Origin of the sequence: Leclercia sp. GLN_9, from assembly GCF_043105735.1 — a bacterium.
Taxonomy (GTDB): Bacteria; Pseudomonadota; Gammaproteobacteria; order Enterobacterales; family Enterobacteriaceae; genus Enterobacter; species Enterobacter adecarboxylatus.
In genome coordinates this window covers 76,622-99,671 of record NZ_JBICLV010000022.1, presented here as the reverse complement: position 1 = coordinate 99,671, position 23,050 = coordinate 76,622, and the positions used below count along the sequence as shown (strand labels likewise).

General features: G+C 54.0%; 28 protein-coding genes. 14 read left to right on the top strand and 14 right to left on the bottom strand.

Going from position 1 to position 23,050, the window contains the following annotated elements; all coding sequences use genetic code 11:
- Nucleotides 1-26 precede the first annotated feature (26 nt).
- Genes hpf through ACF8PE_RS15700 form a run of 8 tightly spaced genes read right to left on the bottom strand, consistent with a single transcriptional unit; the run spans nucleotide 27 to nucleotide 6,224 of the window.
- On the bottom strand, nucleotides 27-314 hold the full coding sequence (gene hpf / locus ACF8PE_RS15735) for a ribosome hibernation promoting factor (RefSeq protein ID WP_032614483.1): 288 nt from the start codon (nucleotides 312-314) through the stop codon (nucleotides 27-29).
- A 22-nt stretch (nucleotides 315-336) separates the two neighbouring features.
- Nucleotides 337-1,770, bottom strand: a complete 1,434-nt coding sequence (rpoN, locus tag ACF8PE_RS15730) for an RNA polymerase factor sigma-54 (RefSeq protein ID WP_032614481.1) — start codon at nucleotides 1,768-1,770, stop codon at nucleotides 337-339.
- 47 nt (nucleotides 1,771-1,817) lie between these two features.
- On the bottom strand, nucleotides 1,818-2,543 hold the full coding sequence (lptB, locus tag ACF8PE_RS15725) for an LPS export ABC transporter ATP-binding protein (protein WP_032614478.1): 726 nt from the start codon (nucleotides 2,541-2,543) through the stop codon (nucleotides 1,818-1,820).
- Between the two features lie 6 nt (nucleotides 2,544-2,549).
- The gene (gene lptA / locus ACF8PE_RS15720; RefSeq protein ID WP_032614476.1) at nucleotides 2,550-3,125 is read right to left on the bottom strand and encodes a lipopolysaccharide ABC transporter substrate-binding protein LptA; all 576 of its coding nucleotides are present in this window, start codon (nucleotides 3,123-3,125) and stop codon (nucleotides 2,550-2,552) included.
- Complete coding sequence (lptC, locus tag ACF8PE_RS15715) at nucleotides 3,094-3,669, bottom strand: LPS export ABC transporter periplasmic protein LptC (RefSeq protein ID WP_032614475.1); 576 nt, start codon at nucleotides 3,667-3,669, stop codon at nucleotides 3,094-3,096. The genes lptA and lptC overlap by 32 nt, the downstream gene beginning before the upstream one ends.
- Nucleotides 3,666-4,232, bottom strand: coding sequence for a 3-deoxy-manno-octulosonate-8-phosphatase KdsC (kdsC, locus tag ACF8PE_RS15710; protein WP_077226309.1), 567 nt, complete (start codon nucleotides 4,230-4,232; stop codon nucleotides 3,666-3,668). The genes lptC and kdsC overlap by 4 nt, the downstream gene beginning before the upstream one ends.
- Nucleotides 4,233-4,246: 14 nt before the next feature.
- Nucleotides 4,247-5,233 (bottom strand): arabinose-5-phosphate isomerase KdsD, encoded by a 987-nt coding sequence (gene kdsD / locus ACF8PE_RS15705; protein ID WP_032614472.1) that lies wholly within the window; start codon nucleotides 5,231-5,233, stop codon nucleotides 4,247-4,249.
- A gap of 13 nt (nucleotides 5,234-5,246) precedes the next feature.
- On the bottom strand, nucleotides 5,247-6,224 hold the full coding sequence (locus tag ACF8PE_RS15700) for a calcium/sodium antiporter (protein ID WP_032614470.1): 978 nt from the start codon (nucleotides 6,222-6,224) through the stop codon (nucleotides 5,247-5,249).
- 229 nt (nucleotides 6,225-6,453) lie between these two features.
- Between ACF8PE_RS15700 and mlaF the strand changes: the two genes are divergently transcribed.
- The 7 genes from mlaF to murA all read left to right on the top strand — a co-directional run bounded on the left by mlaF (nucleotide 6,454) and on the right by murA (nucleotide 11,239).
- Nucleotides 6,454-7,266, top strand: coding sequence for a phospholipid ABC transporter ATP-binding protein MlaF (mlaF, locus tag ACF8PE_RS15695; RefSeq protein ID WP_032614468.1), 813 nt, complete (start codon nucleotides 6,454-6,456; stop codon nucleotides 7,264-7,266).
- A 7-nt stretch (nucleotides 7,267-7,273) separates the two neighbouring features.
- Entirely contained in the window at nucleotides 7,274-8,056 is a 783-nt protein-coding gene (gene mlaE, locus ACF8PE_RS15690) for a lipid asymmetry maintenance ABC transporter permease subunit MlaE (RefSeq protein ID WP_032614466.1), read from the top strand.
- A 4-nt stretch (nucleotides 8,057-8,060) separates the two neighbouring features.
- Complete coding sequence (mlaD, locus tag ACF8PE_RS15685; RefSeq protein ID WP_032614464.1) at nucleotides 8,061-8,615, top strand: outer membrane lipid asymmetry maintenance protein MlaD; 555 nt, start codon at nucleotides 8,061-8,063, stop codon at nucleotides 8,613-8,615.
- Between the two features lie 3 nt (nucleotides 8,616-8,618).
- A complete protein-coding gene (mlaC, locus tag ACF8PE_RS15680) occupies nucleotides 8,619-9,257 on the top strand; it encodes a phospholipid-binding protein MlaC (RefSeq protein WP_144838497.1) in 639 nt (212 codons plus the stop codon).
- The gene (gene mlaB, locus ACF8PE_RS15675; protein WP_032614460.1) at nucleotides 9,254-9,547 is read left to right on the top strand and encodes a lipid asymmetry maintenance protein MlaB; all 294 of its coding nucleotides are present in this window, start codon (nucleotides 9,254-9,256) and stop codon (nucleotides 9,545-9,547) included. The genes mlaC and mlaB overlap by 4 nt, the downstream gene beginning before the upstream one ends.
- A gap of 126 nt (nucleotides 9,548-9,673) precedes the next feature.
- Nucleotides 9,674-9,928: a BolA family iron metabolism protein IbaG gene (gene ibaG / locus ACF8PE_RS15670; RefSeq protein WP_032614457.1), complete on the top strand. Its 255-nt coding sequence runs from the start codon at nucleotides 9,674-9,676 to the stop codon at nucleotides 9,926-9,928.
- A gap of 51 nt (nucleotides 9,929-9,979) precedes the next feature.
- Nucleotides 9,980-11,239, top strand: a complete 1,260-nt coding sequence (gene murA, locus ACF8PE_RS15665; protein ID WP_059307107.1) for a UDP-N-acetylglucosamine 1-carboxyvinyltransferase — start codon at nucleotides 9,980-9,982, stop codon at nucleotides 11,237-11,239.
- A 62-nt stretch (nucleotides 11,240-11,301) separates the two neighbouring features.
- Here murA and sfsB read toward each other — a convergent pair whose 3' ends face one another.
- Together sfsB and ispB are read right to left on the bottom strand one after the other, a co-directional pair.
- Nucleotides 11,302-11,586, bottom strand: a complete 285-nt coding sequence (sfsB, locus tag ACF8PE_RS15660) for a DNA-binding transcriptional regulator SfsB (RefSeq protein ID WP_032614453.1) — start codon at nucleotides 11,584-11,586, stop codon at nucleotides 11,302-11,304.
- A 229-nt stretch (nucleotides 11,587-11,815) separates the two neighbouring features.
- Complete coding sequence (gene ispB / locus ACF8PE_RS15655) at nucleotides 11,816-12,787, bottom strand: octaprenyl diphosphate synthase (protein WP_059307108.1); 972 nt, start codon at nucleotides 12,785-12,787, stop codon at nucleotides 11,816-11,818.
- A gap of 256 nt (nucleotides 12,788-13,043) precedes the next feature.
- Between ispB and rplU the strand changes: the two genes are divergently transcribed.
- The 4 genes from rplU to cgtA all read left to right on the top strand — a co-directional run bounded on the left by rplU (nucleotide 13,044) and on the right by cgtA (nucleotide 15,885).
- The gene (rplU, locus tag ACF8PE_RS15650; RefSeq protein ID WP_015960603.1) at nucleotides 13,044-13,355 is read left to right on the top strand and encodes a 50S ribosomal protein L21; all 312 of its coding nucleotides are present in this window, start codon (nucleotides 13,044-13,046) and stop codon (nucleotides 13,353-13,355) included.
- 19 nt (nucleotides 13,356-13,374) lie between these two features.
- Nucleotides 13,375-13,632 (top strand): 50S ribosomal protein L27, encoded by a 258-nt coding sequence (rpmA, locus tag ACF8PE_RS15645; RefSeq protein ID WP_007673187.1) that lies wholly within the window; start codon nucleotides 13,375-13,377, stop codon nucleotides 13,630-13,632.
- 96 nt (nucleotides 13,633-13,728) lie between these two features.
- A complete protein-coding gene (locus ACF8PE_RS15640; RefSeq protein WP_032614449.1) occupies nucleotides 13,729-14,694 on the top strand; it encodes a DMT family transporter in 966 nt (321 codons plus the stop codon).
- A 15-nt stretch (nucleotides 14,695-14,709) separates the two neighbouring features.
- Complete coding sequence (gene cgtA / locus ACF8PE_RS15635; protein ID WP_032614446.1) at nucleotides 14,710-15,885, top strand: Obg family GTPase CgtA; 1,176 nt, start codon at nucleotides 14,710-14,712, stop codon at nucleotides 15,883-15,885.
- 36 nt (nucleotides 15,886-15,921) lie between these two features.
- On the opposite strand, the gene pmrB is transcribed toward cgtA, so the two are convergent.
- Genes pmrB through dacB form a run of 3 tightly spaced genes read right to left on the bottom strand, consistent with a single transcriptional unit; the run spans nucleotide 15,922 to nucleotide 19,060 of the window.
- Nucleotides 15,922-16,965: a two-component system sensor histidine kinase PmrB gene (pmrB, locus tag ACF8PE_RS15630; protein WP_032614444.1), complete on the bottom strand. Its 1,044-nt coding sequence runs from the start codon at nucleotides 16,963-16,965 to the stop codon at nucleotides 15,922-15,924.
- Nucleotides 16,962-17,624 carry a two-component system response regulator PmrA gene (gene pmrA / locus ACF8PE_RS15625; protein WP_032614441.1) on the bottom strand — a complete coding sequence of 221 codons (663 nt, stop codon included), beginning with the start codon at nucleotides 17,622-17,624 and terminating at the stop codon, nucleotides 16,962-16,964. Before pmrA ends, pmrB begins: the two co-directional genes overlap by 4 nt.
- A 2-nt stretch (nucleotides 17,625-17,626) precedes the next feature.
- Nucleotides 17,627-19,060 (bottom strand): serine-type D-Ala-D-Ala carboxypeptidase, encoded by a 1,434-nt coding sequence (gene dacB, locus ACF8PE_RS15620; protein WP_150872558.1) that lies wholly within the window; start codon nucleotides 19,058-19,060, stop codon nucleotides 17,627-17,629.
- Nucleotides 19,061-19,306: 246 nt separating this feature from the next.
- Between dacB and greA the strand changes: the two genes are divergently transcribed.
- Nucleotides 19,307-19,783 carry a transcription elongation factor GreA gene (greA, locus tag ACF8PE_RS15615; protein ID WP_032614436.1) on the top strand — a complete coding sequence of 159 codons (477 nt, stop codon included), beginning with the start codon at nucleotides 19,307-19,309 and terminating at the stop codon, nucleotides 19,781-19,783.
- A 152-nt stretch (nucleotides 19,784-19,935) separates the two neighbouring features.
- Here greA and yhbY read toward each other — a convergent pair whose 3' ends face one another.
- On the bottom strand, nucleotides 19,936-20,229 hold the full coding sequence (gene yhbY / locus ACF8PE_RS15610) for a ribosome assembly RNA-binding protein YhbY (protein ID WP_032614629.1): 294 nt from the start codon (nucleotides 20,227-20,229) through the stop codon (nucleotides 19,936-19,938).
- A 122-nt stretch (nucleotides 20,230-20,351) separates the two neighbouring features.
- Between yhbY and rlmE the strand changes: the two genes are divergently transcribed.
- Together rlmE and ftsH are read left to right on the top strand one after the other, a co-directional pair.
- On the top strand, nucleotides 20,352-20,978 hold the full coding sequence (gene rlmE / locus ACF8PE_RS15605) for a 23S rRNA (uridine(2552)-2'-O)-methyltransferase RlmE (protein ID WP_032614435.1): 627 nt from the start codon (nucleotides 20,352-20,354) through the stop codon (nucleotides 20,976-20,978).
- Nucleotides 20,979-21,080: 102 nt separating this feature from the next.
- Nucleotides 21,081-23,015 (top strand): ATP-dependent zinc metalloprotease FtsH, encoded by a 1,935-nt coding sequence (gene ftsH, locus ACF8PE_RS15600; protein WP_032614434.1) that lies wholly within the window; start codon nucleotides 21,081-21,083, stop codon nucleotides 23,013-23,015.
- Nucleotides 23,016-23,050 lie beyond the last annotated feature (35 nt).

Genomic DNA, 23,050 nt, shown 5'->3' with positions numbered 1-23,050 from the left:
CCTGCACCCGTTAACTGCCCGGACAATTAGTGTTGTTTCAGTTTGTCTTTATGTTTGTTTAGCTGTCGTGCCAGCTTGTCAATCAAGCCGTCGATAGCCGCGTACATGTCTTGTCCTTCCGCACTGGCATGAATTTCGCCTCCGTTAACGTGCAAGGTCGCATCCGAGATATGCGTCACTTTCTCCACTTTTAACACAATGTAGACCTGGTTGATCCTCTCGAAATACTGCTCAAGCTTGGCGAACTTAGTGTTCACAAAATCGCGCAGGGCCTCAGTAATTTCGACGTTGTGTCCAGTGATGTTGAGCTGCATAGTGTCTTCCTTATCGGTTGTGTCAGACCAGTTGTTTACGCTGGTTGGACGGCGGAATGGATAAAGACTCTCGATACTTCGCAACAGTACGGCGTGCCACCATGATACCTTGATCGGACAGCATGGTGGTTAACTTACTGTCGCTCAGTGGTTTCGCGGGGTTTTCCGCGGCGATCAATTTTTTCACCAGCGCCCGGATGGCTGTAGAAGAAGCTTCGCCACCGCCTTCGGTATTGACATGGCTGGAGAAAAAATACTTAAGCTCAAAAATACCGCGCGGGCTGTGCAGATACTTCTGCGTCGTCACGCGGGAAATCGTTGATTCATGCATCTCGACGGCCTGGGCGATATCCGCCAGCACCATCGGTTTCATAAATTCTTCACCTTGTTCAAAGAAGGCCTGCTGTTGCTCTACGATGCAGCGGCTCACGCGTAGCAGCGTATCATTGCGGCTCTCGAGGCTTTTGATCAGCCAGCGCGCCTCCTGCAGGTTGCTGCGGATAAATTGGTTATCCGAGTCGTTGCGCGAACTGGTGCACATCGAGGCGTATTGCTGATTAATTTGCAGGCGCGGGATGCTGTCGGAATTCAGCTCCACGGTCCACAGGCCGTTATGCTTGCGTACCAGTACATCGGGAATAACGTACTCAGGCTCGCTTGTCTGGATGGATTGCCCCGGACGCGGATCCAACGACTGAATAAGATTGACCGCCTCTTTCAGGATCTCTTCTTTCAATCGCGTCACGCGCATCAACGAGCGGAAGTCGTGGTTGGCCAGCAGATCCAGATGCTCGCTGACGATCAGACGAGCCTCTTCCAGCCACGGCGTCTCTTTGACGAACTGCGAAAGCTGAATCAGCAGGCAGTCACGTAAATCACGTGCCGCAACGCCAATCGGATCAAAACGCTGCACGCGCTTCAGGACCGCTTCGACCTCTTCAAGATCGATCTCATCATCACCGATGCTTTCCAGAATGTCGTCCAGCGGCACGGTTAAATAGCCGGTCTCATCGACGGCATCGACAATGGAGGTGGCAATGGCGCGATCGGTATCGGAAAACGGTGTTAGCTCCACCTGCCACATCAGGTAATCCTGGAGGGACTGGGTGGTTTCGCCCTGATACACCGGTAACTCATCATCCTGGTAATCGGCGCGCGTACCGGATGGCGTACCGGCGGTGTAGATCTCATCCCAGCTGGCATCAAGAGGAAGCTCGTCAGGCATCTCTTTTTGCTCCAGCGCGTCGACGCTGTCGAGCGTTTCGTTATCCTGCGTTTGCTGGGTTTCTACCTCGTCGTGAAGATCGGTTTGCTCAAGCAGGGGATTACTGTCCAGCGCTTGCTGAAGCTCCTGCTGAAGTTCTAGCGTCGACAGCTGCAACAGACGAATGGCCTGTTGTAACTGCGGCGTCATTGCCAGCTGTTGGCTGAGCCTTAATTGCAAACCTTGCTTCATGTTCAGAGCATTTTTCTCCGTTTAGGCGAGACTGAACTTCTACCCTATCAGAGTCTGAAGTCTTCCCCAAGATACACGCGCTTAACATGATCGTCTTCGAGGATCTGCTGCGGTGTACCGTGGGCGATAAGATGGCCCTGGCTGACGATGTAAGCACGTTCACAGACTGCCAGCGTCTCACGAACGTTGTGGTCGGTGATCAGTACGCCCAGACCACTGTCGCGCAGATGCTCAATAATCCGTTTAATGTCGATAACCGAAATCGGGTCAACGCCCGCAAAAGGCTCATCGAGCAGAATGAATTTTGGGTTAGCGGCCAGCGCGCGGGCAATTTCCACACGGCGGCGTTCACCACCGGAGAGCGCCTGGCCCATGCTGTCGCGCAGATGTTCGATATGGAACTCTTCCATCAGCTCGTTGGCGCGATCCTGACGCTGCTCAGAGGTCAAATCGTCACGAATCTGCAGTACCGCCATCAGGTTGTCGAAGACGCTCAGACGACGGAAGATCGAGGCTTCCTGCGGCAGGTAGCCGATACCGCGACGCGCACGCGCGTGGAGGGGCAGCAGGCTGATGTCTTCGTCATCAATAATGATGTTACCCGCATCACGCGGCACAATCCCTACCACCATATAAAAGGTGGTGGTTTTACCTGCACCGTTAGGACCCAACAGGCCGACAATTTCGCCGGAGTTGACGGTCAAACTGACATCTTCCACTACGCGACGGCCCTTGTAGGCTTTGGCGAGATTCTTTGCAGTTAATGTTGCCATAACGAATTAGTTACTCTTTTTCTGTGCCGGGGCCTGAGGGTTCTGTGCCGGAGCCTGAGTGCTGTTTTTGTCCTGCAGCTGCGATGGGACCAGGACGGTCGTCACGCGTTTGCCTTTTTCACTGAAGGCCTGCATTTTTTGTTCTTTCACCAGATAGGTGATCTTGTCGCCCTTGATGTTGCTGTCGAGCTGCTCCAGGTACGCATTCCCGGTCAGCACCACAAAGTCTTTCGCCAGCTCGTAGTGCATCTGGGAAGCGTGGCCTTTCACCGGCTTGCCGTTGTCCTGCATCTGGTAGAAGGTGGCCGGGTTGCCGTAGCCATCGATAATCTCTTTACCGTCTTCCCCGCCAGGACGTGTTACCACCACCTTATCGGCGTTGATTTTGATAGTGCCCTGAGTCACCACAACATTGCCGGTAAAGGTCACTACATTGCCCTGCATATCGAGCGACTGCGTATCGGATTCGATATGAATCGGCTGCTCGGTATCACCCGTCACAGCAAGCGCAGGCACGCTGACGGCCAGCAGCGCGCTGGCAATAACAACATTAAGGCTGAGTTTGTTTGCTTGGAATTTCATAGGAGGTTCTAACCTTTTCAATCAGCTCTGCGTTCTTGCTGCGTAAGTTCCCGCGCATTCTCAGACCGCTGGAATTAAATGTGGTGCCGTATAACGTAACCAGATCCTGCGACGTTACATCCTGAGTCACAAGGTTAATCTGTGCGTTATCGGTTGTGATTTTGCGCAGCTGTGCGTCTGCGGTCAGCGCATTCACCTCAACATGACCATACAGATAAAGCATACGGTCATTCGTCAGTTTTGCCCGGTCTGATTTAATCGACCATGTTGGAACTTTATTGGTATCAAACGTGGTCATCACCGGTTGGGTAAACCATGAGACGCCCTGTTCGGAAAAATACTCAACATGTTGAGCGATAAGGCGGTAATTCAGCGCCCCTTCCGGGCTGTACACCACGGTATCGCTGTGATCGCTTTTGTATGTTGGATCGTTAGTATTGACCGTCGGCGCTTGTTCGTCGTCCTTGTCAGCGAGATTCACGCCAATCAGTACCAGTGCTACCAGCGAAAGCAGAATAATAACCCAACGTCTGGTTTTACTCATATCGATTGCCCTTTGGCCTCATCAAGCTTACCTTGCGCCAGCAGCAGCAGGTCGCAGACTTCTCTCACTGCGCCGCGGCCACCGTTGATACGGGTGACGTAGTCAGCGCGCGGGATCAAAAGTGGATGGGCATCAGCCACGGCGACGCTCAGGCCCACTTCCGCCATCACTGGCCAGTCAATGAGATCGTCTCCGACATAGGCGACATTTTCCGGGGCGATGGCAAGTTTACCAAGTAAGTCCCTGAAAGCGACCATCTTATCGGATTGTCCCTGATAGAGATGGGTGATGCCCAGCGTTTCGCAGCGATCTTCTACTAGTTTAGCCTTACGCCCGGTGATAATGGCGACTTCTATGCCAGAAGTGAGCGCACAGCGAATGCCATAGCCATCACGGACGTTAAAGGCCTTCAGCTCTTCGCCATTGTTGCCCATATAAATCAGGCCATCAGAGAGCACGCCATCCACATCCAGGATCAGCAGGTGAATGTTTTCGGCCTGCGACATCATCTGCGCACTGACCGGGCCATAACAGGTTGCAAGGGATGCACCCGTATTACTCATTGTCTTATCCTTCATTACACTACGCCTGCGCGCAGCAGATCATGCATATGTATCACACCCAGCAACTGGTCGCCATCGGCAACCATAACGGAGGTGATATGGCGGGACTGCATCAGGTTTAACACTTCGACAGCCAGCGTACCGGGACGCACCCGGATCCCCCCGGCCGTCATCACATCGGCGATACCCAACTTACGGACATCGACTCCCATGTCAAAGACGCGGCGTAGGTCGCCGTCGGTAAAGATTCCTTCGATCGTCATCTGGTCGTTACAGATGACAGTCATGCCGAGATTTTTACGGGTAATCTCCAGCAGCGCATCGCGCAAAGAGGCGTCTTTGCTGACATGCGGAATTTCATCCCCGGTGTGCATGATGTCATTCGCCCGCAGCAGCAATTTACGTCCCAGCGCACCGCCCGGATGGGAAAGGGCGAAGTCTTCGGCGGTAAAACCGCGGGCTTCGAGCAGGGCGACAGCCAGCGCATCACCCATTACCAGCGCAGCGGTGGTACTGGAGGTCGGGGCCAAACCCAACGGGCACGCCTCTTTTGGCACTTTGACGCACAGATGGATATCCGCGGCGCGCGCCATGCTACTCTCAGGGCGGCTGGTAATACAGATGAGGGGAACGTGGAGCCGCTTCAATACCGGGATCAGCGCCAGGATTTCATTCGATTCGCCAGAGTTCGATAAGGCGATGACGATATCCTGTGCCGACACCATTCCCAGGTCACCGTGCGCCGCTTCTCCGGGATGAACGAAAAAGGCCGTGGTGCCGGTACTGGCGAAGGTGGCCGCCATTTTACGGCCAATGTGGCCGGATTTGCCCATTCCCATCACCACGACTTTGCCGGAACAGTGGAAAATTTTCTCACACGCGAGGCTAAAATCCTGATTAATGTATTGATCTAACTGCGCCAGACCTTCACGTTCTATCTCCAGAACTTGTTTTCCTGCTTTCTGAAAGTCAAAACCCGGCTGCAATTCTATTTGCGACATAATGCGTTTCCGTTTACCCAGAGAGAAGCGGCGAGAGCCAGTACAGCATCGCCATCCATACGACAAATCCCACCGTCAGCAGCGCACCAACGCCCTGACCAATCTGCCTTTTACGCCGCCAGCAGAGCAGGGCGAAGATGGCGCTGACTAACACCATCACGCCATAATCGCGGCTGAACGCGAGCGGATTAAACGCGCCAGGGGCGATCAGGGCCGGCAGGCCCAGCACGATAGCAATATTGAAAATATTGGAACCGATAATATTGCCAATCGCCATGTCATCTTCGCCTTTACGCGCACCGGCAATCGCCGTGGCCAGCTCAGGCAGACTGGTGCCAATGGCAATCACCGTCAGGCCAATGGTGAGCTCGCTCATGGCGAAGTAATTGGCCAGCACCGTGGCGTTATCCACGATCATCTGCGTCGCCATTGGCATGATGATAAGCGCCACACCCAGCCAGAGCAGCGCAACGGGTAAGTTCCCCTCACGCGGCAGCTCTGCTACCTGCTCGCGGGTCAGGGAGTCATTGCCCTGCTTTTCTGCCGCCCGGGCCAGCTTAACAATGTAAAACAACCAGATGACCGCCAGCGCCAGTAAGAAAATGCCATCGCTGAGGGTTAACTGCCCGTCATATAACACATAACCGGCCAGCAAACTGACAATTAACATTAGCGGCAATTCGCGCCGCAGAACATCAGAATGCACGCGAAATGGATGCAGCAGCGCGGCAAGCCCCAGGATGAGCAGGATATTAACGATGTTGGAGCCAATGGCCGTGCCCACGGCGAGATCGACCTGATCGTGCATCGAGGCGGCGACAGAGACGATGATCTCTGGCAGAGAGGTGCCAACGCTGACCACCGTCATCCCAATAATCAGGGGGGGAACGCCAAATAAACGACACAGAATTGATGCGGAAAACACCAGACGGTCGGCACTGTAGACCACCAAAAGTAAACCAATTATTAACAGTGCCGTTGCAAGAAGCATCAAAAGTCCTTTCTTCAGGTATACTCGCCGGTCCACCGAGAAAAAATCTCTGCCGCTGCATACTGTCTGTAGACGTAACGTGTTCCTAATTTTGACTTTATGCGTTGTAAAAGTAAAACAAATGCCAGCTTTCGCTTAGTCGCAGAGATAATATTCTGTAAAAATGTTGGTTTTGCGCCAAAATCAGGCATCAAGCCGATCCTGAACCGGCAACAGAAAGGAAATGTACATGAGCCTGAATGGGGCGAATATAGTCGATGTCCGCGGCGTCAGCTTCACGCGCAGTAGCCGGGTCATTTTTGACAACATCTCTCTCACCGTGCCTCGCGGTAAAATTACCGCCATCATGGGGCCTTCCGGCATTGGTAAAACGACGTTACTGCGTCTGATTGGTGGGCAGATCCCGCCGAGCCAGGGCGAGATCCTCTTTGACGGCGAAAATATCCCGGCGATGTCCCGCTCGCGCCTCTATACCGTACGTAAACGCATGAGCATGCTTTTTCAGTCCGGGGCACTTTTTACTGACATGAACGTCTTTGATAATGTCGCTTATCCGCTGCGCGAGCATACTCATCTGCCGCCAGAACTGTTGAAAAGCACGGTCATGATGAAGCTCGAAGCCGTCGGCCTGCGTGGCGCAGCCAAACTGATGCCTTCCGAACTCTCTGGCGGTATGGCCCGCCGTGCGGCGCTGGCGCGTGCGATCGCGCTGGAACCGGATCTGATCATGTTCGATGAGCCGTTCGTCGGTCAGGATCCCATCACTATGGGTGTGCTGGTCAAACTGATCTCTGAATTGAACAGCGCGCTGGGTGTGACCTGTATCGTGGTGACTCACGACGTACCCGAAGTGCTGAGCATTGCCGATTACGCCTATATCGTGGCGGATAAAAAAATTGTGGCGCACGGTAGCGCACAATCCTTGCAGAGCAACAGCGATGCGCGTGTCCGTCAGTTCCTCGACGGCATTGCCGATGGCCCCGTGCCGTTCCGTTATCCGGCCGGCGATTATCATAAAGATTTATTGGGAATAGGGAGTTAAGCCACTCATGCTGTTAAATGCGTTGGCCGCTCTCGGACACCGTGGCATAAAAACCATCAGGACGTTCGGGCGTGCCGGGTTGATGTTATTCAATGCGCTGGTCGGGAAACCGGAATTCCGCAAACATGCCCCTCTGCTGGTTCGCCAGCTATATAATGTCGGCGTGCTGTCGATGCTCATTATCATCGTTTCCGGCGTCTTCATCGGGATGGTGCTGGGGCTGCAAGGGTATCTTGTCCTCACCACCTATAGCGCGGAGACCAGCCTCGGTATGCTGGTGGCGCTCTCCCTGCTGCGTGAGCTGGGGCCGGTGGTTGCTGCGCTGCTGTTCGCAGGGCGTGCCGGTTCGGCGCTGACGGCGGAAATCGGCCTGATGCGCGCCACCGAGCAGCTCTCCAGTATGGAGATGATGGCCGTGGATCCGCTGCGTCGGGTGATCTCGCCGCGTTTCTGGGCGGGCATGATCTCTCTGCCATTGCTGACTATCCTCTTTGTTGCCGTCGGGATCTGGGGCGGTTCGATGGTTGGTGTGCAATGGAAAGGGATCGATGCCGGTTTCTTCTGGTCAGCGATGCAAAGTGCGGTTGACTGGCGTCTGGACCTGGTTAACTGCCTGATAAAAAGCGCGGTATTTGCCGTGACGATCACCTGGATAGCGCTGTTCAATGGCTACGATGCCATCCCGACGTCTGCCGGTATCAGCCGGGCCACCACCCGCACTGTTGTTCATTCGTCGCTGGCCATACTGGCTCTGGATTTTGTGCTCACCGCACTGATGTTTGGGAAATGAGTTCATGCAAACGAAAAAAGTAGAAATTTGGGTAGGTATATTTGTTTTGCTGGCGCTGCTGGCCGCACTGTTTTTGAGCTTCAAAGTGGCGGATGTCACCACAATCCGCACCGAGCCGACATACCGTATTTATGCCACCTTCGATAATATTGGCGGCCTGAAAAGCCGTTCTCCGGTGCGTATTGGCGGGGTAGTGGTAGGGCGTGTTGCCGATATCACCCTCGACGAGAAAACCTATCTGCCGCGCGTTGCGCTGGATATTGAAGAGCGCTACAACCACATCCCGGATACCAGCTCGTTGTCTATCCGCACTTCTGGCCTGTTAGGGGAACAATACCTGGCGCTGAACGTCGGTTTTGAAGACCCGGAACTGGGAACGACTATCCTTAAAGACGGTGGCGTGATTCAGGATACGAAGTCAGCCATGGTGCTGGAAGACATGATTGGTCAGTTCCTTTACAACAGTAAAGGGGGTGACGAGAATCAAGCTGCTCAGACACCTGCGCAGAGTGACATTACGCCGCCTGTTGGCACGACGAATTCATCTCAGGAGAAGTAATTCATGATTAAACGACTGTTAATGGTTGCCATGCTGATGATTGCCCCTTTGACTGCCGCTAACGCAGCCGATCAGAGCAATCCCTATCAACAGATGAATGAGGCGGCTAAGAAAACCTTCGATCGCCTTAAAAACGAGCAGCCGAAAATTCGTTCCAATCCCGACTACCTGCGCGATATCGTTGATCAGGAGCTGCTGCCCTATGTTCAGGTAAAATATGCCGGGGCACTGGTGCTGGGACGTTACTATAAAGACGCATCACCCGCGCAGCGTGAAGCCTACTTTGCTGCGTTCCGTGAGTATCTGAAGCAGGCCTACGGTCAGGCGCTGGCGATGTACCACGGTCAGACCTACCAGATTGCGCCGGAACAGCCGCTTGGCTCTGCCACCATCCTGCCTATTCGCGTGACCATCGTCGATCCGAACGGTCGTCCGCCAGTGCGTCTGGATTTCCAGTGGCGTAAAAACAGCCAGAGCGGTAACTGGCAGGCGTACGACATGATTGCTGAAGGCGTCAGCATGATCACCACCAAGCAGAACGAGTGGAGCGACCTACTGCGTACCAAGGGCATTGATGGCCTGACTGCACAGCTAAACAGCATCTCACGCCAGCAAATTACCCTGGATGAGAGCAAAAAATGATGTCGCAGCTCAGCTGGTCCCGTGAGGGTGAGACGTTATTACTCACTGGCGAGCTGGATCAGGATTATCTGAATTCTCTGTGGGATGCACGTCATGAAGCCATGCAGGGCGTTTCCTGTATCGACCTCGGCGGCATTTCCCGCGTGGATACGGCGGGCGTCGCGCTGCTGGTTCATCTGGTGGCAACAGGCAAAGGGCAGGGCAAGCAGGTGAGGCTCTCGGGCGTTAGCGATAACGTTATCACCCTGGCCCAGCTCTATAATTTGCCGGAAGACGTATTGCCGCGTTAATTTTTTCAGTACGTTACTATCAAAAGCCCCGACTGTTTCATCGTCGGGGCTTTTTGCTTGTTTAAGACCGCGCCACTTTGCTCTAAGATGTTGGGCTTGTTTTCACTACCAGATGATATAGATCCCATGGAAAATCATGAAATCCAGACCGTGCTGATGAACGCACTTGCCCTCCAGGAAGCCCACGTCTCCGGCGACGGCAGCCACTTTCAGGTTATTGCTGTGGGAGAAATCTTTGACGGCATGAGCCGCGTGAAAAAACAGCAGGCTGTTTATGCGCCGCTGATGGAATATATCGCGGATAATCGCATCCATGCCCTGTCGATCAAGGCGTTCACCCCAACTGAGTGGGCACGCGATCGCAAACTAAACGGTTTTTGAGCTGAGGGTGATTTGCCCGCAGCACGGTTGAATTCATACAGAGAGTAAATCATGGACAAATTTCGTGTTCAGGGGCCTACGCGTCTCCAGGGCGAAGTCACAATTTCCGGCGCCAAAAACGCCGCGCTGCCGATCCTCTTCGCCGCACTGCTTGCGGAAGAGCCGGTAGAGATCCAGAACGTCCCGAAACTGAAAGACATTGATACCACCATGAAGCTGCTTGGCCAGCTGGGTACCAAGGTTGAGCGTAACGGATCCGTGTGGATCGACGCCAGCAACGTGAATAACTTTTCCGCGCCGTATGACCTGGTGAAAACCATGCGTGCCTCTATTTGGGCGCTGGGTCCGCTGGTGGCCCGTTTTGGTCAGGGTCAGGTTTCACTGCCGGGCGGCTGCGCCATCGGTGCGCGTCCGGTCGATCTGCATATTTTTGGCCTCGAGAAGCTGGGCGCTGAAATCAAACTGGAAGAGGGCTACGTCAAAGCCTCCGTTAATGGTCGCCTGCAGGGCGCGCATATCGTGATGGATAAGGTGAGCGTTGGCGCCACTGTCACCATCATGTCTGCGGCTACGCTGGCAGAAGGCACCACCATCATCGAGAACGCCGCGCGCGAGCCGGAGATCGTGGACACGGCGAACTTCCTGAATACCCTGGGGGCGAAGATCACCGGCCAGGGTACCGACCGTATCACCATCGAAGGCGTTGAACGCCTGGGTGGCGGTGTGTATCGCGTTCTGCCCGACCGTATCGAAACCGGGACCTTCCTGGTGGCCGCGGCTATTTCCGGCGGTAAAATCGTCTGCCGTAACGCACAGCCCGATACGCTGGATGCGGTCCTGGCTAAGCTGCGTGATGCCGGTGCAGATATCGAAACCGGAGAAGACTGGATCAGTCTCGATATGCACGGTAAGCGTCCTAAGGCCGTGAACGTACGTACCGCTCCGCACCCGGCATTCCCGACCGATATGCAGGCGCAGTTCACCCTGCTGAACCTGGTGGCAGAAGGGACGGGCTTCATTACCGAAACCATCTTCGAAAACCGTTTTATGCACGTACCGGAACTGATCCGTATGGGTGGGCATGCGGAGATCGAAAGCAACACAGTGATCTGCCATGGCGTAGAAAAACTGTCCGGTGCGCAGGTAATGGCAACGGATCTGCGTGCGTCTGCGAGCCTGGTGCTGGCGGGCTGTATTGCGGAAGGTACAACGCTGGTAGACCGTATTTATCACATCGACCGCGGCTATGAACGCATCGAAGATAAACTGCGCGCGCTGGGTGCAAATATTGAGCGTGTGAAAGGCGAGTAATCGTTAAGGCAGCCCCCTGCCATGTCGACTGGGGGGTTGCTATCCCGTTTAAAGGAGCGTCATTATTGGCGCTCTTTTTGTTGTCTTCTCTGGCGCATCATGCGCGTTCTGTCGACAAACTCGTGGGTTATCGGGTCATGATAGCGTGATGGCCAAATGACCCAGGGATCGGTACCTAATGCCGTGGCAATGATCAGTTCTCCCTTCGGCCAGGGGCGCGTCAGCGCGTTTGCCAGGGTGGATGAACTCAGACCATTACGACGGGATTCCGCCGCCAGTGATGTTCCCTTTTTACGCAGCGCGGCAATGATATCGGCCGAGTGCCAGTCGATAAACTTCTTATCCATTCAGCGATCCCTCTGTTCTGGTACATTCCCGTCATTTCCATTAAATGACGTAGTTACTATACCTTCTTCGAACAGCGGTTCTAAAAAGTTCGCGTTACTGGAAGCAACATTCAGATTTTGCCAGGGCTTTAATCATGCGGCCTGTAAGCGGATTCTTTAGCAATGTTATGGATAATATTTGGAGCTTACAGGAACTCTCTTGTCAGAAAAAAGAGAGTTCCCCTGGCCGTTATCGATCGCGCTGAACAGCAATATGCGCGAGACCAATCAGGGCATCTCGCCATGGGCTGTCAGGGATGACCTGAAGTGCGGCTATGGCTTTATCGGCTTCTTCCTCGGCACGCTGACGCGTCCATTCCAGGGAACCACAGTTGGCCATTGCTTCCAGTACAGGTTCCAGAAGATGTCGGCCGTTTCCTTGCTCGATGGCTTCACGGATGAGGCTTGCCTGTTCAGGAGTGCCGTTACGCATGGCATGCAGCAGCGGGAGCGTCGGTTTGCCCTCATTGAGATCGTCCCCGACATTTTTGCCCAGCGTTTCGCCATCGGCGCTGTAATCGAGCAGGTCGTCGATCAGCTGGAAGGCGGTGCCGAGATAGCGCCCGTAATCCTGCAGGCCACGTTCCTGTTCCTCACTGCAGCCAGCAAGAATACCAGAGCACTGGGCCGCCGCCTCAAACAGACGCGCCGTTTTGCTGTAGATCACCCGCATATAGTTCTCTTCGGTGATGTCCGGGTCGTTGACGTTCATCAGCTGCAGAACTTCGCCTTCCGCGATCACGTTCACCGCTTTGGACATCACTTCGAGTACCTTCAGCGAGCCCAGGCTGGTCATCATCTGGAAGGCGCGTGTATAGATAAAATCACCTACCAACACGCTGGCGGCATTGCCAAACGCCGCGTTGGCGGTGGCTTTACCACGACGCATATCAGACTCATCCACAACGTCATCATGCAGCAACGTGGCGGTATGGATAAATTCGATCAGCGCCGCGATCGTGACGTGCGCATTACCCTCATAACCTACCGCGCGAGCGGCCAGTACTGCGATCATCGGACGGATGCGTTTGCCCCCACCGCTGACGATGTAGTAACCCAACTGATTGATTAGGGAAACGTCAGAGTCGAGCTGTTCCAGGATCGCTGCATTCACACCCGCCATATCTTGCGCGGTTAACTCATTGATTTTTTCTAAATTCATCGCAAAAGCCGGGCTTATAGTCCTGTTTTCCACATTTCAAATGGGTTAACGTAGGGTTCGGTTTATCAATAGTAGCGCTGATTGTACTGAAAAAACGCCCCAGATAAACGTTACCGTACGTGTTGTGTTTTTTTTCTTCATGTATTGACGGTAGCACTTGTCAAAGGCTCGCGTTTTGCGTAATATTCGCGCCCTATTGTGAATATTTATAGCGCACTCTGAATCACACGAGGATGTGCGCGGAAGCGGAGTTTATATGTACGCGGTTTTCCAAAGTGGTGGTAAACAACACCGAGTAAGCGAAGGTCAGACCGTTCGCCTGGAAAAGCTGGACATCGCAACTGGCGAAGCTGTTGAGTTCGCTGAAGTTCTGATGATCGCAAACGGTGAAGAAGTCAAAATCGGCGTTCCTTTCGTTGATGGCGGCGTTATCAAAGCTGAAGTTGTTGCTCATGGTCGTGGCGAGAAAGTTAAAATCGTTAAGTTTCGTCGTCGTAAACACTACCGTAAGCAGCAGGGCCACCGTCAGTGGTTCACTGATGTGAAAATTACTGGCATCAGCGCCTAAGACCTGAGGAGAGATTTAAATGGCACATAAAAAGGCTGGCGGCTCCACACGTAACGGTCGCGATTCAGAAGCTAAACGCCTTGGCGTTAAGCGTTTCGGTGGCGAAACTGTTCTGGCGGGTAGCATCATCGTTCGTCAGCGTGGCACCAAATTCCACGCTGGTAACAACGTAGGTTGCGGTCGTGACCACACTCTGTTTGCTAAAGCAGACGGTAAAGTGAAATTTGAAGTTAAAGGCCCGAACAACCGTAAATACATCAGCATTGTTGCTGAGTAAGGTTTTCTCGGTCCGGTAACGGATTAAAGCCCCGCAACGTGTTGCGGGGCTTTTTACATTGGAAACCCGGTAATTTTTTCTGTAGGGAAAACGGGCATGAAGCAGCAGGCCGGCATTGGTATTCTCCTGGCACTTATCACAGCGATGTGCTGGGGAGCATTGCCCATTGCAATGAAGCAGGTGCTGGAAGTGATGGAGCCACCCACGGTGGTGTTCTACCGCTTTCTGATGGCCGGTATTGGTCTGGGGGCTATCCTGGCAATCAAGGGTAAGCTGCCGCCGATGCGCATCTTCCGCAAGCCGCGCTGGCTTATTGTGCTGGCGATTGCGACAGGCGGTCTGTTCGGTAACTTCATCTTGTTCAGCTCTTCCCTGCAGTATCTTAGCCCTACCGCCTCGCAAGTTATTGGCCAGCTGTCACCGGTTGGCATGATGATCGCCAGTGTCGTTATTCTCAAAGAGAAAATGCGCGGCACGCAGGTGATCGGGGCAATAATGCTGCTCTGCGGTCTGGTGTTGTTCTTCAATACCAGCCTGATAGAGATCTTTACCCGGCTGACGGATTACACCTGGGGTGTGATTTTCGGCGTGGGTGCCGCGGCGGTGTGGGTGAGTTACGGCGTCGCGCAAAAGGTGTTATTACGCCGTCTGGCGTCACAGCAGATCCTGTTTTTGCTGTACACTTTATGTACTATTGCACTGCTGCCGCTGGCGAAACCGGGAGTTATTACCCAGTTAAGCGACTGGCAGTTGGCGTGTCTGATCTTTTGTGGTCTGAACACGTTAGTAGGTTATGGCGCGCTGGCAGAAGCGATGGCGCGCTGGCAGGCAGCACAGGTGAGCGCACTGATTACGCTTACCCCGCTGTTTACGCTGTTATTTTCAGATTTATTATCAATGGCCTGGCCCGATTTCTTCGTCAAACCGATGTTAAACCTGTTGGCTTATCTCGGTGCGTTTGTCGTGGTTGCGGGCGCGATGTATTCCGCCATTGGTCATCGTCTTTGGGGACGTTGGCGCAAAAGTGAAGCGGTTGTAGTTGTCCCCCGCTCAGGCGAATGATTTACGGAGAGTAAAATGAAGTTTGTTGATGAAGCAACGATCCTGGTCGTGGCAGGTGATGGCGGTAATGGTTGCGTAAGCTTCCGCCGTGAAAAATACATTCCGCGTGGCGGCCCTGATGGCGGCGACGGCGGTGACGGCGGTGACGTATGGCTTGAAGCCGACGAAAACCTTAACACCCTGATCGACTACCGTTTCGAAAAAGCTTTCCGCGCAGAGCGTGGCCAGAACGGCCAGAGCCGTGACTGTACCGGTAAGCGCGGCAAAGATGTCAGCGTGAAAGTGCCGGTCGGGACGCGCGTTATCGACCAGGGTACAGGTGAAACCATGGGTGATATGACCAAACACGGTCAGCGCCTGATGGTGGCAAAAGGCGGCTGGCACGGTCTGGGCAACACCCGCTTCAAATCCTCCGTCAACCGTTCCCCGCGTCAAAAAACGATGGGTACACCGGGCGACAAGCGCGATCTGCAGCTTGAGCTGATGCTGCTGGCAGACGTCGGGATGCTGGGGATGCCAAATGCCGGTAAATCCACCTTCATCCGTGCGGTCTCTGCGGCCAAGCCGAAAGTGGCTGACTATCCGTTTACCACCCTGGTACCAAGCCTGGGCGTGGTGCGTATGGATACCGAGAAGAGCTTCGTTGTTGCGGATATCCCGGGCCTGATCGAAGGCGCTGCAGAAGGGGCTGGTTTGGGGATTCGCTTCCTGAAACACCTTGAGCGCTGTCGCGTTCTGCTGCACCTCATCGATATCGATCCAATCGACGGTTCCGATCCGGTGGAAAACGCCCGCATCATTGTTGGCGAGCTGGAAAAATACAGCGAGAAGCTGGCTGAGAAGCCACGCTGGCTGGTCTTCAACAAGATCGACCTGATGGACAAAGCAGAAGCCGAAGCCAAAGCGAAAGCTATCGCCGAAGCGATGGGATGGGAAGATAAATACTATCTCATCTCCGCTGCAAGCCAGATGGGCGTGAAAGATCTGTGCTGGGACGTGATGACCTTTATCATCGAGAACCCGGTGACTCAGGCAGAAGAAGCGAAGCAGCCTGAAAAAGTCGAATTCATGTGGGATGACTACCACCGTCAGCAGCTTGAAGAGCAGGTGGTTGAAGAAGACGATGAAGACTGGGATGACGACTGGGACGAAGACGACGAAGAAGGCGTCGAATTCATCTACAAGCGTTAAGACCGTCAATGGCCCCCTTATGAAGGGGGCTTTTTTTTAGTTCAATTTTGTCGGTATCCAGCAGCCGACCGTCAGCCCACCTTCGGGACGGTTTTCCAGCGTCAGTTTGCCGCGGTGGAGCTGCACGATACGTTGCACGATGCTTAACCCCAGCCCACTGCCACCGTAGCGTTGATCGATACGGCGAAACGGTTCGGTAATGGACTGGCGATGGGCCTCATCAATGCCAGGGCCCTGATCGCAAACGCTCACCAGCGTGCCATCATCCACTTCCTGCATTCTGACTTCAATGGTTGTCCCCGCCGGGCTGTAACGCACCGCGTTTTCCAGCAAATTGCGCAGCATCAGCCGTAATAATGTCGCATCGCCCTGGACGCTCAGGGAGCCCGTCTGCGGCCAGATCAGGGTGTGATCTTTGGTTTCATTCTCCAGCGCCAGCGGTGCAAAGATGTTATCCCGCCAGTTCACCGTGTCGTAATGCCCGCTGGCCAGAGCCTGGCTCGCGCGGGCCAGCATCAGAAGTTGCTCAACGGTATGCATCAGTTGGTCGATACGGGCAATCAGCGTCGTCGCCTGAGACGAGCCTGACTGCGCCATCAGCTCAAGGTGAAGGCGTATGCCTGCCAGAGGCGTACGCAGCTCGTGTGCGGCATCAGCGGTGAACAGGCGCTCCTGTTTAATGGTTTGATCCAGCCGGGCAAGAAGCTGGTTCAGAGAGGTCGTGACGGCGCCAATCTCCTCCATGTCAGAATACATCGGCAGGGGGGTGAGATTGTCGGCAGAGCGGTTTGCCAGGCTGGCGCGGAGCTGATTGAGGGGACGGGTGATCCAGGTGACGGCCCAGAAGGAGAACAGCAGCGTAAAACCGACCATTACCAGCGAAGGCACCAGCAACGAGGCGATCGCCTCGCGGATCTCTTTCTCTACATGCTGGTTGCGCGCTTTGGCAGAAAGCGTCTCGCTGACCAGGAAGCTGATTTGCTCCCGGCTTTCATGCCAGAGCCAGATGACGCTGACCAGCTGACAGAACAGCAGAATAACGGCCAACAGCACCATCAGACGACGGCGCATGCTGTTCATTTTTGGCTCTCAAGACGATAGCCCACGCCGCGCACGGTTTTGATTCGGTCTCTACCCAGCTTACGGCGCAGATTATGGATATGGACCTCCAGCGTGTTTGAGCCCGGATCGTCCTGCCAGGAGTAGATATCCTGCTGAAGGGTTTCACGGTGAACCGTCTGGCCGGTACGCATGATCAGGCGTGTCAGCAGGGCGAACTCTTTCGGCGTCACTTCAACCGGCCGGGACTGCTGTAACACCTGCTGAGTCTGCAAATTTAATGTCAGATCGCCGTCACTGAGCAGGTTATCACTGTGTCCCTGATAACGCCGGATCAAAGCTCTGGCCCGAGCCTGCAGTTCCCCCAGGGCAAAGGGTTTTACCAGATAGTCGTCGGCGCCGGAGTCCAGGCCGTTGATCCTGTCTACCAGCGCATCGCGCGCCGTCAGGATCAGCACCGGATTGTTCACCCCGCGACGACGCCACTGGCTGAGCAGGGTAGCTCCATCTTTATCCGGCAGGCCAAGATCGAGGATCACCAGGCTGTACTCGCCGCTCTGGATAAGGCCATCAGCCTCGGCGGCAGTACCCGCGCAATCGAGCGTATAGCCCTCGGCAGTGAGCGCCATAGCCAGCCCTTCCTGCAGCAACAGATCGTCTTCGACAATGAGTAATTTCATCGCTAGTTATTCTGGTAAATATCCTTGTAAAGCCGGCTCTCAAAGCGCACCAGCGGAATACGGCGATTGCGTTGGTCTGCAGGTTCAACCGCGTAGCCTGAAAGATACTGTACAAATGCCATCCGCTGCCCGCTGGCCGTGGTAATAAAGCCGGCAAGGTTATAAACCCCCTGTAGCGAGCCAGTCTTCGCGGAGACTTTGCCATCGACACCCGCGGCGTGCAGACCGGCCCGGTATTGCAGGGAACCGTCATAACCGGCGAGCGGCAACATCGAGATAAAGTTTAGTTCAGTGTCATGTTGAGCAATGTACTGAAGGACCTGCATCATAGTAGCAGGGGAGATAAGGTTATGCCGCGAAAGACCGGAGCCATCGACCGCGATGGTATTCCCCAGATCAATACCGGCCTGCTGACGGAGGATCTGCCTGACCGCATCAGAACCGGCACGCCAGGTGCCTGGTACGCCGAAGCGGGCATGGCCGATCATGCGAAACACGGTGTCAGCGATCATGTTGTCGGATTTTTTCAGCATGATCTTCAGCAGATCGTGCAGTGGTGCCGATTGCTTACTGGCAATCACGGTACCCGGCTCGTTGCTTTGTGTCTGGCGTAACAGCGTGCCGCTGTAGGTGATTTTGGCCTGCTTCAGTTCGTCCTTCAGGATCGCCCCGGCATAACCAGCGCCATCCTGGATAGCGAAGGCCAGCGGCAGCGGATCGGCGCGTTGCGTCAGGCAACCGGTCAGCGTATAGCGGTTGAGATCGCCTGGAACCACATCCAGTTCGCAGTACTGCGCTTCCGGCGACCCTTTCGCCAGGGTACGTACCTGGCTGAACATATTAACCGGATAGTAGGACGCCACCCGGATAAAGGCTAAATCATTGGCTTTTGGCGCGCTGTACAACGAGATGGAGAAGCAATTGCGATCAACAATCGCGGCTGCAGGCGGCGCGCTAAAGCATTGGGTCATGTCGTTCCACGGCCAGCCGGGGGCTTTATCATGGCTGGCGAAGATGGACGTATCGATAAGCACATTCCCTTCAATGCGCTGTACGCCAGACTTCTTTAGCACGGCGACCATGTTGCGAATATCCTGACGCTTAAACGTGGGATCCCCGCCAAAACGGGCGATAAGATCGCCTTTCAACACGCCATCTTCGACGTTGCCTTTGCTCTCAAGCGTGGTGGTAAAGCGAAAGTCAGGCCCCAACTGCAGCAGGGCAGCCAGCCCCGTAATCACTTTTTGCGTACTGGCGGGCAGGGCCATCTGCTGGCTGTGGTAATCAATCTCAGGGGCCTGAGCACCGACCTTCTGCACCATCAGGGCGAGATTGGCGCCATCGGGCAGCTGATTGATATACTCGTCAACGTTCGCTGCCTGGACAGTGAACGCAATAGTGGTGGTCAATCCGATGATAAATCTGGAAAATCGCATAATCTCGCGCTAACAACCCGGAAACAAACCGCCATACTACGACCCAACGCCCTGTAAAGTAAACGATGACCCATACTGAACTTCGCGTTAAAATACGTATCAAATTGAAAAATTGCTGCTGACCTGGAACTTTGTTTCCGGGTCAGTTTTCTTTTGCTTCTGACCTGTGTCAGGCTGTGATGCCTGCGGGGCCAGTCGTCGGGTCGGTTCCCCGTACCCAACAGGAATGTCAAAGAGGTATAACAAATGCAAGCTATTCCGATGACCTTACGTGGGGCTGAAAAACTGCGTGAAGAGCTGGATTTTCTGAAATCTGTTCGCCGCCCTGAAATCATTGCGGCCATTGCGGATGCGCGTGAGCATGGCGATTTGAAAGAGAATGCCGAGTATCACGCAGCGCGTGAGCAGCAGGGTTTCTGTGAAGGGCGTATCAAAGATATCGAAGCCAAGCTGTCGAATGCGCAGGTGATTGATATCACCAAAATGCCAAACAACGGGCGTGTCATTTTTGGTTCCACCGTTACCGTGATCAATCTGGATAACGATGAAGAAGTTTCTTACCGCATCGTGGGTGATGATGAGGCAGATTTTAAGCAGAATCTGATCTCAGTAAACTCGCCGATTGCCCGCGGTCTGATTGGCAAAGAGCAGGACGATGTGGTCACCATCCGCACCCCGGGTGGGGAAGTGGAGTTTGAAATTATCAAGGTTGATTACCTGTAATTCGCTTCTCCCGCCAGATGTTGATACATTGTAAAGATAGGAAAAAGGCCGCATAGCGGCCTTTTATCAACTCAAGGAGCATGGCATTTTGCTCACCTGCTAATGAAAAACCCCTCGTTTTACACAGAAAATGTGTTCAATTCAGGATAATCTTAGCGTGGCAGCGAGATTTTACGCTCTTTAGATGGACGGTAGAGCACCAGCGTTTTACCGATGACCTGTACGTTACAGGCGCCGGTTTCGCGCACGATTGCTTCCACGATCAAAGTCTTAGTGTCTCTGTCTTCAGAGGCGATTTTCACTTTGATTAATTCGTGGTGCTCCAGCGCTTGTTCAATCTCGGCCAGTACCCCTTCGGTCAAACCATTGTTGCCAAGCATAACTACAGGCTTGAGCGGATGTGCCAGACCTTTAAGGTGCTGTTTTTGTTTAGTACTCAGATTCATCGTATATTTTTGCTTACGTTGGGATTGAAAACGGTTCATTCTACCGCCATCTCCCTAATATCGCCAAATTGCTATGTGGAAATTTACACCGCTGGCTACGATGAACCAGGACGGAAAGTTAAATGACAGGTAAAAAGCGTTCTGCAAGCTCGAGCCGCTGGCTCCAGGAACACTTTAGCGATAAATATGTTCTACAGGCACAGAAAAAGGGGTTACGTTCCCGTGCCTGGTTTAAACTTGATGAAATACAGCAAAGTGACAAACTCTTTAAGCCGGGGATGACAGTAGTCGACCTCGGTGCAGCGCCCGGAGGATGGTCGCAATATGCGGTGACACAAATCGGCGGAACCGGCCGAATCATCGCCTGCGATCTTTTACCTATGGATCCCATCGTTGGTGTGGACTTCCTTCAGGGCGATTTTCGTGATGAATTAGTACTGAAAGCGTTACTTGAACGTGTAGGTGACAGTAAAGTTCAGGTTGTCATGTCCGATATGGCGCCAAATATGTGCGGAACACCGGCGGTGGATATCCCTCGCTCCATGTATCTGGTAGAACTGGCGTTAGAAATGTCCCGTGATGTATTAGCGCCGGGTGGTAGTTTTTTAGTGAAGGTGTTCCAGGGCGAAGGTTTCGAGGAGTATCTGAAGGAAATTCGCTCCCTGTTTACGAAGGTCAAAGTTCGTAAGCCGGACTCTTCGCGTGCTCGTTCACGTGAAGTGTATATTGTAGCGACCGGGCGAAAATGATAGCCGGTGAATTCCAGACGAAAGTTTGAAATGAATCGGATACTGAGTATCCTGACGCTGTTTTTAACACAGTTGTAATAAGAGGTTAATCCCTTGAGTGACATGGCGAAAAACCTAATACTCTGGCTGGTCATTGCCGTTGTGCTGATGTCAGTATTCCAGAGCTTTGGGCCCAGCGAGTCTAATGGCCGTAAGGTGGACTACTCTACCTTCCTGCAAGAGGTCAACCAGGATCAGGTTCGCGAAGCGCGTATCAACGGACGTGAGATCAACGTTACCAAGAAAGATAGTAACCGTTACACGACTTACATTCCGGTGAACGATCCTAAGCTGCTTGATAACCTTCTGACTAAAAACGTCAAGGTGGTAGGTGAGCCGCCGGAAGAGCCAAGCCTGCTGGCTTCTATCTTCATTTCCTGGTTCCCGATGCTGCTGCTTATCGGCGTCTGGATCTTCTTTATGCGTCAAATGCAGGGCGGCGGTGGCAAAGGTGCCATGTCGTTCGGCAAGAGTAAGGCGCGTATGTTGACGGAAGACCAGATCAAAACCACTTTTGCTGACGTTGCTGGTTGCGACGAAGCAAAAGAAGAGGTGGGTGAGCTGGTTGAATACCTGCGTGAACCGAGCCGTTTCCAGAAACTGGGCGGTAAGATCCCGAAAGGCGTCCTGATGGTCGGCCCTCCGGGTACCGGTAAAACCCTGCTGGCGAAAGCCATCGCCGGTGAAGCGAAGGTTCCGTTCTTTACCATTTCCGGTTCTGACTTCGTGGAAATGTTCGTTGGTGTCGGTGCATCCCGTGTGCGTGACATGTTCGAACAGGCCAAGAAAGCCGCACCGTGCATCATCTTCATCGATGAAATCGACGCCGTAGGCCGCCAGCGTGGCGCAGGCCTGGGTGGCGGTCACGATGAACGTGAGCAGACGCTGAACCAGATGCTGGTTGAGATGGACGGCTTCGAAGGTAACGAAGGTATTATCGTTATCGCGGCAACTAACCGCCCGGACGTTCTTGACCCTGCGCTGCTGCGTCCAGGTCGTTTCGACCGTCAGGTTGTAGTTGGTCTGCCAGACGTTCGTGGTCGTGAACAGATCCTGAAAGTGCACATGCGTCGCGTACCGCTGTCCCCGGACATCGATGCGGCAATTATTGCACGTGGTACGCCGGGCTTCTCCGGTGCGGATCTGGCTAACCTGGTGAACGAAGCTGCCCTGTTTGCTGCTCGCGGCAACAAGCGTGTGGTTTCGATGGTGGAGTTCGAGAAAGCGAAAGACAAAATCATGATGGGTGCGGAACGCCGCTCCATGGTGATGACAGAAGCGCAGAAAGAGTCCACGGCTTACCACGAAGCAGGCCATGCGATTATCGGTCGCCTGGTACCGGAACACGATCCGGTGCATAAAGTGACGATTATTCCGCGCGGTCGTGCGCTGGGCGTAACCTTCTTCCTGCCGGAAGGCGATGCGATCAGCGCCAGCCGACAGAAACTGGAAAGCCAGATTTCGACCCTGTACGGCGGTCGTCTGGCGGAAGAGATTATTTACGGTGTGGAACATGTTTCGACCGGTGCGTCCAACGACATTAAAGTCGCGACAAACCTGGCACGTAACATGGTGACCCAGTGGGGCTTCTCCGACAAACTCGGTCCGCTGCTGTATGCAGAAGAAGAGGGTGAAGTGTTCCTCGGCCGCAGCGTCGCGAAAGCGAAGCACATGTCCGACGAAACCGCACGTATCATCGACCAGGAAGTGAAATCGCTCGTTGAACGTAACTACGGTCGCGCGCGTCAGATCCTGAACGAGAACATGGATATCCTGCACGCAATGAAAGATGCGCTCATGAAATATGAAACCATCGATGCGCCGCAGATCGACGACCTGATGGCACGCCGTGATGTGCGTCCGCCAGCGGGTTGGGAAGATCCAGGTACCTCCAACAACTCTGACAACAATGGCACGCCACGTGCGCCGCGTCCGGTCGATGAACCGCGTACGCCAAACCCGGGCAACACCATGTCAGAACAGTTGGGCGACAAATAAGTCACCGCTGTAGATGATGTTCTCTTTACCTGAAA